This window comes from Vibrio navarrensis (genome assembly GCF_000764325.1).
Lineage (GTDB): Bacteria > Pseudomonadota > Gammaproteobacteria > Enterobacterales > Vibrionaceae > Vibrio > Vibrio navarrensis.
The window spans coordinates 748,864-762,812 of sequence record NZ_JMCG01000002.1 but is presented as its reverse complement, the minus strand read 5'-3'; the positions used below and the strand labels follow the sequence as shown (position 1 = coordinate 762,812).

Annotated in this window: 15 protein-coding genes and 1 pseudogene; 7 read left to right on the top strand and 9 right to left on the bottom strand. The window is 48.4% G+C overall.

Going from position 1 to position 13,949, the window contains the following annotated elements; genetic code table 11:
• Positions 1-85: 85 nt before the first annotated feature.
• Positions 86-880 carry a cytochrome C assembly family protein gene (locus EA26_RS17780; protein WP_039430458.1) on the bottom strand — a complete coding sequence of 265 codons (795 nt, stop codon included), beginning with the start codon at positions 878-880 and terminating at the stop codon, positions 86-88.
• 212 nt (positions 881-1,092) lie between these two features.
• On the opposite strand from EA26_RS17780, the gene ffh reads away from it, so the two are divergent.
• From ffh to rplS, 5 genes are all read left to right on the top strand, one after another.
• Entirely contained in the window at positions 1,093-2,472 is a 1,380-nt protein-coding gene (gene ffh, locus EA26_RS17775) for a signal recognition particle protein (RefSeq protein ID WP_039430457.1), read from the top strand.
• Positions 2,473-2,728: 256 nt separating this feature from the next.
• On the top strand, positions 2,729-2,977 hold the full coding sequence (rpsP, locus tag EA26_RS17770; RefSeq protein WP_011079541.1) for a 30S ribosomal protein S16: 249 nt from the start codon (positions 2,729-2,731) through the stop codon (positions 2,975-2,977).
• A gap of 14 nt (positions 2,978-2,991) precedes the next feature.
• Positions 2,992-3,540, top strand: coding sequence for a ribosome maturation factor RimM (gene rimM / locus EA26_RS17765; protein WP_039430456.1), 549 nt, complete (start codon positions 2,992-2,994; stop codon positions 3,538-3,540).
• A gap of 27 nt (positions 3,541-3,567) precedes the next feature.
• Positions 3,568-4,317 carry a tRNA (guanosine(37)-N1)-methyltransferase TrmD gene (gene trmD / locus EA26_RS17760; RefSeq protein WP_039430455.1) on the top strand — a complete coding sequence of 250 codons (750 nt, stop codon included), beginning with the start codon at positions 3,568-3,570 and terminating at the stop codon, positions 4,315-4,317.
• 42 nt (positions 4,318-4,359) lie between these two features.
• Positions 4,360-4,713 (top strand): 50S ribosomal protein L19, encoded by a 354-nt coding sequence (rplS, locus tag EA26_RS17755; protein ID WP_039430454.1) that lies wholly within the window; start codon positions 4,360-4,362, stop codon positions 4,711-4,713.
• Positions 4,714-4,929: 216 nt separating this feature from the next.
• Here rplS and yacG read toward each other — a convergent pair whose 3' ends face one another.
• The 8 genes and pseudogenes from yacG to nadC all read right to left on the bottom strand — a co-directional run bounded on the left by yacG (position 4,930) and on the right by nadC (position 12,113).
• Positions 4,930-5,124, bottom strand: a complete 195-nt coding sequence (gene yacG / locus EA26_RS17750) for a DNA gyrase inhibitor YacG (protein WP_039430453.1) — start codon at positions 5,122-5,124, stop codon at positions 4,930-4,932.
• 84 nt (positions 5,125-5,208) lie between these two features.
• A complete protein-coding gene (zapD, locus tag EA26_RS17745) occupies positions 5,209-5,949 on the bottom strand; it encodes a cell division protein ZapD (RefSeq protein ID WP_039430452.1) in 741 nt (246 codons plus the stop codon).
• 32 nt (positions 5,950-5,981) lie between these two features.
• Positions 5,982-6,590 (bottom strand): dephospho-CoA kinase, encoded by a 609-nt coding sequence (coaE, locus tag EA26_RS17740; RefSeq protein WP_039430451.1) that lies wholly within the window; start codon positions 6,588-6,590, stop codon positions 5,982-5,984.
• Position 6,591: 1 nt separating this feature from the next.
• Positions 6,592-7,461, bottom strand: coding sequence for a prepilin peptidase (locus tag EA26_RS17735; protein ID WP_039430450.1), 870 nt, complete (start codon positions 7,459-7,461; stop codon positions 6,592-6,594).
• A 139-nt stretch (positions 7,462-7,600) separates the two neighbouring features.
• A pseudogene (locus tag EA26_RS17730) lies at positions 7,601-8,826 on the bottom strand (type II secretion system F family protein).
• Positions 8,827-8,847: 21 nt separating this feature from the next.
• Entirely contained in the window at positions 8,848-10,536 is a 1,689-nt protein-coding gene (gene pilB / locus EA26_RS17725; protein WP_039430449.1) for a type IV-A pilus assembly ATPase PilB, read from the bottom strand.
• Entirely contained in the window at positions 10,537-11,010 is a 474-nt protein-coding gene (locus EA26_RS17720; protein WP_039430448.1) for a pilin, read from the bottom strand.
• 215 nt (positions 11,011-11,225) lie between these two features.
• Positions 11,226-12,113, bottom strand: a complete 888-nt coding sequence (gene nadC, locus EA26_RS17715; RefSeq protein ID WP_039430447.1) for a carboxylating nicotinate-nucleotide diphosphorylase — start codon at positions 12,111-12,113, stop codon at positions 11,226-11,228.
• Between the two features lie 92 nt (positions 12,114-12,205).
• Here nadC and ampD point away from each other — a divergent pair, with 92 nt between their 5' ends.
• Both ampD and pdhR read left to right on the top strand, forming a co-directional pair.
• Positions 12,206-12,769 carry a 1,6-anhydro-N-acetylmuramyl-L-alanine amidase AmpD gene (gene ampD / locus EA26_RS17710; RefSeq protein WP_039430446.1) on the top strand — a complete coding sequence of 188 codons (564 nt, stop codon included), beginning with the start codon at positions 12,206-12,208 and terminating at the stop codon, positions 12,767-12,769.
• A gap of 409 nt (positions 12,770-13,178) precedes the next feature.
• Positions 13,179-13,949, top strand: coding sequence for a pyruvate dehydrogenase complex transcriptional repressor PdhR (pdhR, locus tag EA26_RS17705; protein WP_039430445.1), 771 nt, complete (start codon positions 13,179-13,181; stop codon positions 13,947-13,949).

Below are 13,949 nucleotides of genomic sequence, written 5' to 3'. Positions count from 1 at the left end.
CTTGATTAATTAATGACTGAACCCGTTTCTAGTGTCAACGTCGCATAAAAGATTTTACTTTTGCTTGTCAAAAGTGGCGTCACGTCTATCTCAGAATAATCTCTTTCACAAAGCGGCTGCCAAAATAAGCCAGTGTCAAAAGGGTCGCTCCCGCCACCGCAAACCAAGTGACTTTTTTCCCGCGCCAGCCTCGTTGGTAGTGGCACCACAATAAAATCGAGTAGACAATCCAAGCAATAAAGGAGAGCACCGCTTTGTGCGCTTTCCCTTGGGCAAACATATCTTGCACAAACACAAATCCGGTGATGAGCGTCAGTGTGAGGAGAAGATTGCCGATCAGAATAATTTTGAATAAATGACGCTCTACCAACATCAAGGGTGGCAAATTAGGATTGATCGCCAAAGCTTTCTTGGTTTTCAATTTATGATCGAGCCAAGCCAGCTGTAACGCATACAAGGCGCCGATGGTTAGTGTTGCGTAGGAAAATAGCGCCAGAGAGATATGGATCAGCAACTTGGGATCATTTTCCAAGTGCTTAATAAACGTGCTGGGTAAAAACGTCGCGGCGGAAAGATTGATGGCCGCAAAACTGTAGACCACGGGCAGCAGGAACCACAGGCGGTTTTTGAGCATCGCCGCACTCATCACCAGCGAGATGAGGAAACTGATCAGAGACGCGACGTTCAAGATGCTGAGATTTTGTCCGTAACCATCGAAAATCAGATCGCTCAACAGCCAAGCGTGAAAACAGAGCGCTAAAACCGCGCTCACCAGTACCGTTTTGGCTTTAATCCCCGTTTGGTGGTAAAGCCCGGGTACTATGGTCGCAATCGCTAATCCATAAAGAATCGTCGCACCGATGGCAATTATGCTGTCCATATATCCGAAAGTTGGCAAAAAGAATGGGGCAAGTATACCTTGCAACTTGGTTCGGGGCTACGTTCAATCATCAACAATGGTGAGAGTTGAGATATTGAAATTAATAACTTACCCCCAATAGTGTTGATTAGAGCGGTTTCGCGGGTATCTCTAGACGATCGGCTAAGGTATACTCACGACAATTTATCGCCGGATTAAGCGAAGAGATAAGCATGTTTGAGAATTTAACGGATCGATTATCCAGAACGCTGAAGAATATCAGCGGCAAAGGTCGTCTGACAGAAGACAATATCAAAGATACCCTACGTGAAGTGCGTATGGCTCTACTGGAAGCGGATGTCGCTTTGCCAGTGGTGCGTGAGTTTGTTGCACGCGTGAAAGAAAAAGCGGTCGGAGTGGAAGTGTCGAAATCACTCACTCCGGGGCAAGAGTTTATCAAGATCGTGCAAGGTGAGCTTGAAGCGGTGATGGGCGAATCGAACGAAGCGCTTAATCTTGCTGCCCAGCCTCCTGCCGTGATTCTAATGGCTGGTTTGCAAGGTGCGGGTAAAACCACCTCGGTCGGTAAATTATCTAAGCTATTAAAAGAGCGCGATAAAAAGAAAGTTTTGGTCGTCTCTGCCGACGTTTACCGCCCTGCGGCGATCAAACAGCTCGAAACCTTGGCAAGCGACATCGGTGTCGATTTTTTCCCATCCTCACCGGATCAAAAACCGCTTGATATCGCCAATGCCGCCATTGATCACGCGAAGAAGAAATTCTTCGATGTTTTGATCGTCGATACCGCTGGCCGTTTAGCGATTGATGAAGCCATGATGGCGGAAATTCAGCAACTTCACTCGGCCATCAAGCCAGTCGAAACCTTGTTTGTGGTTGATGCCATGACGGGTCAAGACGCGGCCAATACCGCGAAAGCCTTCGGTGATGCGCTGCCATTAACCGGCGTGATCCTGACTAAAGTAGATGGTGATGCTCGCGGCGGTGCGGCGCTCTCTGTGCGCCATATTACTGGTAAGCCAATTAAGTTCTTGGGTGTGGGTGAAAAGACCGACGCGCTAGAGCCTTTCCATCCGGATCGTGTGGCGTCACGCATTCTGGGGATGGGCGACGTACTGTCGTTGATTGAAGATCTGCAGCGTAATGTCGACCATGAAAAAGCACAAAAGCTCGCTCAGAAGTTCAAAGAGAAGAAAGGCTTTGATCTAGAAGATTTCCGCGAGCAGCTTGGCCAGATGCAAAACATGGGTGGTATGATGGGTATGCTCGACAAATTACCGGGCATGTCGCAGCTGCCTTCAGACATCAAAGACAAAGTCGATGACAAGATGTTCAAGCAGATGGAAGCCATCATTAACTCGATGACAATGAAAGAGCGTCAAAACCCTGATCTGATCAAAGGCTCGCGTAAGAAGCGCATCGCGGCGGGTTCTGGTACTCAGGTGCAAGATGTCAACCGTCTTCTTAAGCAATTTACCCAAATGCAGAAGATGATGAAGAAAATGCAAAAAGGCGGCATCAAAGGCATGATGCGCAATATGCAGGGCATGATGGGTGGCATGGGCGGCGGTGGTTTCAACCCATTCGGCCGCTAAACCACACTGGGTTCTAGCGACCAAAGCGCTAGAACCCAAAACTCTGCTCGAGCTCTCCCTCCCCATCTTTCAAGCTGTTATCTTCATCACAAACTTGAATTGCAACTTATGTTGGCGAAAAAATGGCTATTCCCCTTGCATTGATTCGCAATAAGAGTAAAATTCCGGAGCTTTATTTTGGCACGAGACCCCAAACTGTTTAGTGATAGATGGTTTCTGGGGTTAATTTTATTTTTGAGAAAGCAAAGAGGACGACATGGTAACCATTCGTTTGGCACGTCACGGCGCGAAAAAGCGTCCATTCTATCAAATCGTAGTAGCGGACAGCCGCAATGTTGCAACTGGCCGTTTCATCGAGAAAGTGGGTTTCTTTAACCCAACTGCACAAGGCCAAGAAGAAGGTCTACGTATCGACCTAGATCGCGTTAACCACTGGGTTGGTCAAGGCGCATCTCTATCTGACCGCGTTGCTAAGCTAGTTAAAGACGCTCAAAAAGCGGCTTAATTTAGAAACTAGTTATGTCGATGAAAGGTAAAGAAACAATGAGTGAAGAACGAATTGTAGTTGGTAAATTTGGTTCTACTTACGGCATTCGTGGTTGGCTCAAAGTTTTTTCCTACACAGACAATGCCGAAAGCATATTTGATTACAGCCCTTGGTATATTAACCAAAAAGGCGTGTGGGTCGAGTACAAGGTCGAAAGCTGGAAACGCCATAACAAAGGTATGGTGGTAAAGCTGGACGGTATTGATGTGCGTGAAGATGCGCATCTGCTGACCAACCTTGAAATCTCCATTGACCCTGCTGTATTGCCAGAATTGTCAGAAGATGAGTTCTACTGGCGAGAATTGTTTGGAATGAACGTAGTAACCACACAAGGTTACGATCTGGGTGTCGTGACAGACATGCTGGAAACGGGCTCCAACGATGTTCTGGTGGTTAAAGCAAATCTAAAAGATGCTTTTGGGCAGAAGGAACGATTAATTCCGTTCCTTGAAGAGCAAGTGATCATTAACGTTGATCGCCAAGCTCAACGGATCGAAGTTGACTGGGATCCTGGATTCTAAGCTCCAAAACCTCAGAGCGAGATACACATGTGGGTTGGCATTATTAGCCTATTTCCTGAAATGTTCCGTTCTGTTACCGATTTTGGAGTAACAGGTCAAGCGGTTAAGAAAGGTCTACTGTCGATTGAGACATGGAATCCTCGCGATTTCACTCACGACAAACATCGCACTGTTGATGATAGACCTTACGGTGGTGGCCCCGGTATGTTGATGATGGTTCAGCCTTTGCGCGATGCCATTCATGCAGCCAAACAAGCCTCACCGGGTAAGACGAAAGTCATTTATCTCTCTCCTCAAGGTCGCAAACTCGACCAAAGAGGCGTAGAAGAACTGTCAACCAATCAGAACATGTTACTGATTTGTGGTCGCTACGAAGGGATAGATGAGCGTGTCATTCAAGCAGAAGTTGACGAAGAATGGTCAATTGGTGATTTTGTGATGACGGGTGGTGAGCTGCCAGCCATGACGTTAATTGACGCAGTGTCTCGGTTTATTCCGGGCGTACTTGGGGATTTTGCGTCAGCGGAAGAAGATTCTTTCGCCAATGGCTTGTTAGATTGCCCTCACTATACGCGTCCTGAAGTGTTGGATGACAAACAAGTACCTGCGGTGCTGATGTCAGGCAACCACAAGGAAATTCGTCGCTGGCGACTGAAACAGTCGTTAGGCCGTACCTGGCAAAGAAGACCAGAGCTCCTGGAAAACCTAGCTCTGACTGACGAACAGGAACAATTACTTGCCGAGTTTATTGAAGAAACTCACTCTAAGCGTAAGTAACCTATTTAATTTAGTATCAGTTTATTCTAGGAAATTTTAAAAATGAGTAACATCATCAAAGCTCTTGAGCAAGAGCAAATGAAGCAAGACCTACCTAAATTTGCACCAGGTGACACTGTTGTTGTTCAAGTTAAGGTAAAAGAAGGTGACCGTGAGCGTCTACAGGCTTTCGAAGGCGTTGTAATCGCAATCCGTAACCGTGGTCTACACTCTGCATTCACTGTACGTAAGATTTCTAACGGTGAAGGTGTTGAGCGTACGTTCCAAACTCACTCTCCAGTAGTTGCTAGCATTGAAGTGAAACGCCGCGGTGCAGTACGTCGTGCCAAACTGTACTACCTACGCGACCTATCTGGTAAAGCTGCTCGTATCAAAGAGAAGCTTACTAAGAAGTAATGCTAGAACTCGCGTTCTCATAGTAAAAAGCGGAGCCTGCTGGCTCCGCTTTTTTGTATCACTAAATTCGCACAGTTGGCGAAATGGCTCGGCTTGCGGCCTAGAGTAAAATGGTAAAAACGACCAAATAAAAAAGGTTGACGCGTTACCATCAACCCTTTTCAATTCCTAGCACCTAGCACCTAGCACCTAGCACCTAGCACCTAGCACCCTCGCTTAGTACTGCTCTTCCGACCAACCATCACTATCAGACATATCCGGTGCGCCCGGGATAGCCTTCTCTTCGTCGGCCCATTCACCAAAATCGATCATTTGGCATTTTTTACTGCAAAACGGGCGATGTGGGCTTTGCTCGCCCCATTCCACTTCCGTGGCACATTGAGGGCATTTAACTATAGTGATTTTTTTCATAGCGATAGAACCGTAAAACGAATGGATTTGCGAACAACAAAATAGTAACGCAAAGCGAAATGAACATAATGAAAAGCGTGAACCTTAACTGCAAACCGCCAAATCAAAACTCACGTCTTGACTGCAGGCTTGACCAGTTTCAAAGCTAATGAACTTGATGGCAAAGCGATTTTTATGTCCGGAAATCATCGGATAAACACCAAACTCCATCGGGATATGCAGGCGAAGGATGTTCGCTTCTTCAGCATCACTTTGGAAGAAACCATTGCGTGCGATCTGGCTCCTGAAATAGCCAGTTTCCCGAGTCAGTTTCAGCCACAGATGCAGAGCGTCTGAGAGCGGTTGTAGACTATTGAGCCACTTTTGTGCGTCGTGCTTTTTGCGCTCTAGTGGTAAATGCAGCCAATAATGCAAGGCGGGCAAATCAAAGCAGCAAGAGCCGCCGGGTAGGCTAAAACGTTGACGAATCGAGCTGAGAAAGCGATCTTCTTTGAGTGATTGGCCAAAACGTTCGGCATGCATCAAAGCGCTGTGAGTGCGATCGGCTTCATCAAGCAGAGAACGCAGGGTGACTTGATCCACGCCGTCGACATCCAACCAACTGCGGTACAGCAAGCGCTGCTTTTCAATATCTTTAGCCAGTTCGCTTTTGAGTTGAATTTGTTCAAAAATCTCCAATAAGTCGAAGATCGAACGGAAAAAAAGCTGGTACTGATGATTTTCCGCAAAACAGGAAGCTACGTGAGCCTGCCTTAAGAGTGACTCCACTCTCAGGTAAATACGCGTTTTTTCATTTAATGGATGTTCGAATTTGTGCGTGGTCATCTAACTGGCCTGTAAACGTTTCTCACTTATTTTCACCGATTTTGCTGGCTCATGGCTAGGTACTTTTGATGTAAATTTGTGACTTGCAGCAAAAGATCTTGGTCTGTTGCGTTATTTTTAATCACATCATTCGCGATGGCGAGACGTTCTCGGCGGCTGGCTTGTGACTGGAGGATCGCTTTGACCTGCGTTTCCTCCACACCATCACGTCGCATTGTGCGTTCAATTTGCGTTTGCTCATCAACATCCACGACTAACACACGATCGCACAAGCTTTGCAGTTGGTTTTCCACCAGTAAGGGAACCACCAACAGAGCGTAAGCCGATTGCACGCAGCGCAAGTCGTCAATCATCTTTTGCCGAATCAATGGATGAAGCAATTGATTTAACCACTGCTTCTCTGCTGGGTGAGAGAAAATCCGTTCGCGTAATCTGGCGCGATTTAAACGGCCATCGGGCAAAAGTATTTCTGCGCCGAAATGGTCAACAATTGCGGCAAGCCCCGGGGTATCAGGCTCGACAACCTGACGAGCGACCACATCGGCATCAACCATATCAATCGAAAAATGGTGATGAAAAAGGTTGGCTACGGTTGTTTTACCACTGGCGATACCGCCTGTTAAACCGACGACAAACGCCATCTTACGCCCCCATCATTACGCTGAAATACCAACTCATTAACGACTCGCCCCACATCAATGCGACCCAGCCGGCGATGGCGAGATAGGGGCCAAAAGGAAACGCTTTTTCGATGCCCTGTTTTTGTAAGCGAAGTTGGATCAGGCCAAAGACTAGCCCAACCACCGAAGAGAGCAAAATGATCATCAGAAGTGATTGCCAGCCTAGCCAAGCACCGAGCGCTGCCAATAACTTAAAATCGCCATACCCCATGCCTTCTTTGCCTGTCATCAGACGGAAAAGGTGATAGACAGACCAAAGGCAGAGGTAGCCTGCCATGGCGCCAATCACCGAGTTTTGCAAAGAGACAGGGCTGATTTCCAGCAGCGCAAGGGCAATACCGGACCAAGTTAAAGGCAGGGTCAGTTGATCTGGTAATAGCATGGTATCGAGATCGATAAAGGTCGCAGCGATCAAGGTAAAGGTGAAAAACAGCAGTGCCAGCGAGTAAAGGCTGTAGCCAAATTTCCACGCCACCAAGGCGCATAGGGTTGCGCTGAGCAGCTCAACTGCTGGATAGCGGCCACTGATCTTGCTTTGACACTGATGACAGCGCCCTTTGAGCAAAAACCAACTCAGCAGCGGAATGTTATCGCGGATACGAATCGGCGTATGGCACGTTGGGCAAGTGGAACGCGGCGTGCTAAGAGTGAGAGTTTCCTTCGGCGCAGGGATGGCGTATTGAGGAAAGGCATCGGCACATTCCCGTTGCCACTCCAGTTCCATCATTTTCGGCAAGCGATAGATAACCACGTTGAGAAAGCTACCGACAATCAAGCCAAATAACGCCGCTAGGCCAACATACAGCCAAGGATAGTAGTGCAATGCATCCATAAAAATTGGGTCTCGTGTCGCCACTTTGCTGCTGGCAACAATCAATGATTGAAATATTGACCAATAAAAAGCGACGATGGGTGCAACACTGCCAAAGCAGCACGACACACAGTGTCAAGCACTTGGTCAGAAAGGCATATTAGCCCATAACACTCATTAAGTTAAATATTGGTAGGTACATGGCGGCGACCAAACCACCGACGACCACGCCGAGAAAAACGATGATCAGCGGCTCGAGGATCTTACCGAGGTTGTCTACGGTGTTGTCCACCTCAAACTCATAGATGGTCGCGATTTTATTGAGCATATCGTCAAGACGCCCCGACTCTTCGCCGATCATCACCATTTGTAGCACCAGTTCGGGAAACGCGTTGCTGTTGCGCATCGCAATGTACATCGGCATTCCTGCGGCTGTGTCGCGATAAACACTTTCAATCGCGTATTGATAGTGCAGATTGCCTGACGTTTTGCTGGTGGTTTGTAAGCTGGTTAGAATCGGGATGCCCGAGCTAAAACTGGTGGCTAATGTACGGCTGAACTTGGCAATCGCCGCTTTGGAAAATACGCCACCGAGTACCGGGAGCCTCAAGCTGAGGCGGGAAAACTTCAGTTTAACCTGATCGGACTTTCGGCTGATGCTGCGCATCAGGTAAATGGCGCTGATAAGGGCGATAAAAAAACGCTACCGTAAGCTTGGACAAAGTCCGATAAATCGAGCACCTTTTGCGTAAACCAAGGCAGCTCGGCACCAAAGCCGACAAACATTTTGCGAAACTCGGGAATCACTTGCGTTAGCATCAGATAAGAGACGCCCAAGGCGACGAGCACCACCATGCAAGGATAAATCAATGCTTTGATCACTTTGGAACGCAGCTCTTCGCTTTTTTCTCGATAGAGCGCCAAGCGTTCGAATACCAGTGCAAGGTTGCCTGACTGCTCGCCCGTCGCGACCAAATCCGTGTACAGCCCATCAAAGTGATGGCTGGCGGTTCGTAAGGCTTTGGACATTGGTGTGCCTGCTTCAATCGCTTTACTCACGTTGGTTAAAATGGACTTCATCTCCGCTTTGCGGTGGTTATCGGCGACCAGTTTTAGCGCTTGTAGGATAGGAACACCCGTGGCGAGCATGGTCGAGATTTGGCGGGTAAAGAGAGTGATGTCGCGGCTTTTGACTCGGTGGCTAATGCGGGTCAGTATTGAGACGCTGGATTTTTTTATCTTGCGGATCTTGATGTGCTGCGCATGCAGCTTGTCACGCACTTCGATTTCACTGATGGCTAACACATCACCCGACACTTTTTTGCCTGAGCTATTGATGCCCTTCCAACGGTAATTTTTAATCTGCACAGGCGCGTTTACCTTCATGATCTCTCCTTTATAGCGGGTTTACAGGTAGAGCACGCGTTGCAGCTCTTCAATGCTGGTGATGCCTTGCTTGACCTTTTCTAGCCCAGATTCTCGAAGCGTCAGCATGCCATTTTTTCTGGCGAGCATTTCCAAGCTTTGTACTGAGGCTCCTTTAATTAGTGCCTCGGCCATGGCATCGTCAAAGGGCATCACTTCGTAGATGCCGACGCGCCCTGAATACCCTTGATTGCATTCGTTACACCCTTGAGGATTGGCACGATACAACCCATCCTGCTGGCTTAACCCTAGCTCTTGTAATGCCGGTGAAAGGTGTTGTGGCTGCTTGCAATGGCGACACAAACGACGCGCTAGGCGCTGAGCGATAATTAAGCTCAATGAAGAAGCGAGGTTGAAGCTGGCAATGCCCATGTTTGATAGGCGTACTATGGTCTCTGCGGCCGAGTTGGTATGTAGGGTGGATAGCACCAAATGCCCCGTTTGCGCGGCTTTAATAGCTATTTCGGCGGTTTCCAAATCGCGAATTTCACCGACCATGACAATATCGGGGTCTTGACGTAAAAATGAGCGCAGTGCCTGCGCAAAGCCAAAGCCGATTTTTGGCTGTACTTGCACTTGGTTAATGCCGGGCAAGTTAATCTCTACCGGATCTTCGGCGGTAGAGATGTTGACCTCAGGGCGATTGAGTAGGTTTAAACCTGTGTAGAGTGAAACGGTTTTGCCGCTGCCAGTTGGGCCCGTCATCAAGATCATCCCTTGCGGTTTGCGCAGCGCGTTGAGATAGAGCTGCTTTTGCGTTTCGCTGTAGCCGAGCTTATCAATGTCTAAGTTGCTACTTGAGCTGTCGAGCAGACGCAACACGATTTTTTCACCAAACAGCGTCGGTAGGGTAGAAACGCGCATATCAATCGCGGTGCTTTGGTTCAGTTTGAGTTTGATGCGCCCATCTTGCGGTAAACGCCGCTCGGCAATATCCAGCTTAGCGAGAATTTTAAGCCGTGCGGAGAGTCGACGGCTCAAATGGCTTGGCGGCTGCTGCACTTCGACCAAAATGCCATCGCAGCGTAAACGCACGCGATACATTGCTTCATAGGGTTCAAAGTGAATATCGGATGCGCCTTTACGCACTGCATCAAGTAAGATCTGGTTGATAAAACGGCTGACGGGGGAGCTGTCTTGGCTGAGATCTTCAATATTGTCGACTTCATCGGCCGCCACATCGACTAAGTTGGCCAGCTCATCTTGGTGGATCTCTTTCAGTCCTGAGCGGTTATCTTGAGAAAGCGTGCGGCCATATAAGCGACGTATTGCCCCTTGCAGCTGCTTAACATCGGCCAACACCATTTCCACTTGCAGCCCGGTGGCAAAGCGAAAGTCATCTTCGGCCTGCAAATTGGTGGGGTCGGCACTGGCGAGAATCAGCGCTGAGCGATTTTTTTGCAGCGGCAGGGCTTGGTGGCGGGTAATCAGCTCGCGCAACCCCAGTTGGTTGCACACGCTTTGGTAGTCATAGTGGCTAAGCTCGACGGGCGGCAAGCCAAACAGCGCGCTGAGATGTTCGGTCAGCTCTTCGGCTTGGAAAAAGCCCAGTTGCAACAACACTTCCGGTGCACTGGCACCGGAAGTGTTAAGATGTTCCAAACAGGCTTGTTCTTGCGTTGGGCTAAGTAGGGTAGCTTGGCGCAGAATCGTGACTAGGTTAGCTATCATTTAACTTTTAGGACAGTATTCGGCACTGCCAAGATTTTCACATGTTACAGCCCAAGTTACTCCCGCAGTAGTTAGTTTAGGAATTAACTTAACAGTACCGCCTTTAGCTAAGCCTGCCTTTCCAACAGTTGCATCCACAGTAGCTGTTACCGCACCTTCAATCTCTCCACCTTCGCTAATTTTGACGTTCGACGCAATTTGGAACTTATCGTTAGTCGTTTTATCAAATGTCTGAGCAGCCGGTACATTGGGTTTTCCAGAGCTGCAATCAGTACCACCGCTTAGTAAACAGACACCTACGCCAGCTTTCATTGCAGATGCGGCATTCAGCATTTCTGATGCGTGGGTTTTGTTGGTGTAATTTTGATACGCTGGTACAGCAAAAGCTGCCAAAATACCAATAATTGCCACCACTATCATTAATTCAATTAGGGTAAAACCCTGCTGTTTTGTTACTCGGTTATGTTGTTTCATGTCGTTTCCTTGAATTTATCTGAACCATGCTGCGTGAGCATGTTGAGCAGATTATGCAAGGTGTTGAATTGAGGAAATATCGACGCGACAACATCGCGAGTGAGCTAAAACTCTTTCATCACCAATTACATACAATTTGCAGGGTTTTGCGAGTGGCTTAGAGTTTTGCAATAAGAAAGGGGCCATTGGCCCCTTATTAGTAACATGTCTATTAACTATTTGAAACGCATGGATAAATCCATCGCCTTAATATGCTTGGTCAGCGCGCCGACGGAGATGTAGTCCACGCCCGTTTCAGCATACTGGCAAATGGTGTCTAAAGTGACGTTGCCAGAGTTTTCCAGCGCTGTGCGGCCTGCGTTAATCGCCACCGCTTCCCGCATCATCTCAATGGTGAAGTTGTCGAGCATAATGATGTCGGCGCCCGCTTCAATCGCTTGGCGCAGTTCATCGAGATTTTCGGTTTCAACTTCCACCGGTTTGCCGGGGTTAAGCTCTTTGGCTTTGGAGATGGCTTGAGTAATGCCGCCGCAAGCAATGATGTGGTTTTCTTTAATCAGATAGGCGTCAAAAACGCCGATACGATGATTAAAACCGCCACCACACGCCACCGCGTATTTGAGCGCGCTGCGCAGGCCCGGAATGGTTTTGCGCGTATCAAGCAGTCGACACTGTGTATGAGCAATTTTTGCCGCGTACTGGGCGGTCACGGTCGCACAGCCTGAAAGGGTTTGGATAAAGTTCATCGCATTGCGCTCGCCGGTCAGTAGGTCACGAGCAGGGCCAGTGAGCGTGCATAGGGTTTGGTTCGGCTCGACACGATCGCCATCTTTGACATGCCATTCGATCGTCACACGTCCGCCAAGTTGCTTGAACACTTCATCCGCCCATGCTTGACCACAAAAAACACCGTGCTCGCGAGTAATGATGGTGGCGCTATTGATCGCATCGGCTGGGATAAGAGAGGCGGTGATGTCGTTGGCCGCATCCAAACTGCCACCGAGATCTTCTTTTAAGGTATCGGTAACCGAGCGGGTAATTTCCACAGGAAGCTGCTGCTGCAAATAGTCAAGGCGTTGTTGGCTGTTATGTCTGTTGTTCATCGCAAATCTTATCTTGAAAGGTCGTTGGCAAGGAATGATACTCTCGGCTGGTAAGAATTTCAGCAGTTAATTTGCAAAGCAGAGAGGTGGATATGCAAGCTGTGATCACGCATGGATGGCTGCAAGGCGTCACCCATCGGCCGTCGCCTTTTTATGATGCCCGCCCGGCAGGGGAGCCGGTGTCACTGCTGGTGATCCACAACATCAGTTTGCCGCCAGGCGAGTTTGGTGGCCCCTACATAGAAGATTTTTTTCAGGGTAATTTGTCGCCCGACTTGCATCCCTTTTTTCAGGTGATAGCGAAAATGCGGGTATCGGCCCATTGCTTGATCAAACGCGATGGTGAAATTGTGCAGTTTGTCTCTTTTGACGATAGAGCTTGGCATGCTGGTGCTTCCAGTTTTGCTGGCGTTTCGCGTTGTAACGATTATTCCATCGGCATTGAGTTGGAAGGGACGGATTTTGTCGCCTACACCCCAGAGCAATACGCTGCGCTTGCCCAATTAAGCCAAACTATCATCGAGCACTATCCGCACATTACGCCTGCGCGGATCACCGGGCATCAATACATTGCACCGCTGCGCAAAACCGATCCCGGTCTCAGTTTTGATTGGCATCGTTACCGCGCCATGCTTGAAGACAATGGCGACCTTTAAAGCGGCGGTGAGTCTGCACTGAATAAGAGTCTTGTGTCATAAAAAGGTAAGCTAAGTTGCTTACCTTTTTTATGCTCGTTAGTGGATGGAAAAAGCGTAACCCAGCGCCCGCTTTGACAAAATGAGCTGCGCTTAGATTCGCGTATTTGCCATTTTGTGACCAAACTGACCAGCACGTTATTCGCCCATCTGTTTCTACTTTGTAATTGGTCAGACCAATTCTATTGCTGTTTTAATGTCCGGATGTTATCAAAGTGTTGAAGCGTGAGCTGTTCTATGATTTAGGTCAACTTTTGGCTGGACAGTGGCGTTTAAATTATGTTAATTTCTGCACCAACTTAAAATTGGTATTACCAATTGCCAGCAAAGCGAATTGCTAGTGAATTCAAGAGTAGAAGAACAATAAATTATGGCTTATCAAAGGATTCGTCAGCCAAAGCTCTCCGATGTGATTGAACAGGAATTGGAGCGGCTGATAGTGGAAGGAACGCTCTCACCTGGCCAGCAACTCCCACCGGAAAGGGAGCTTGCTAAACAGTTTGAGGTTTCGCGCCCTTCCATCAGAGAAGCCATTCAGCGCCTGGAAGCCAAACGTCTACTGACCCGTCGTCAAGGGGGCGGAACGTTTGTCAGCGACCGCATTTGGCAGAGTTTTTCCGATCCTCTGCTAAATTTATTGTCTAGCCACTCCGAGACTCAACTGGACTTACTGGAAGCGCGTCATGCGCTGGAAGGTATTTGCGCTTATTTTGCGGCGTTGCGTGGTACCGAAGAAGATTTTGCCCGTATTCAAACCTGCGTTTCCCGAATTGCTGAGGTTCAGGAAAAGAAAGACGCCGATGCGGAAGCCGAACAGGTGATGGCGTTTCTCATCGCGATTACTGAAGCGGCACACAATGTCGTACTGCTGCACATCGTACGTAGCCTTGCGCCTTTGCTTGAGCAAAATATTCGACAGAATTTTAAATTATTACATCGCCGCCCAGAAGCGGTTGAGAAAGTAAGTAAGCACCGGGCTAATATCGTGGATGCGATTGTTTCAGGTCAGCCAGAAAAGGCGCGTGAAATGTCCCATTCTCACTTAGCTTATATCGAAGAAACGTTGTTGGATTTGACTCGTGAACAGACTCGCCGTGAGCGATCGCTGCGTCGAATTCAACAAGGTAATGAGCCGCAATAG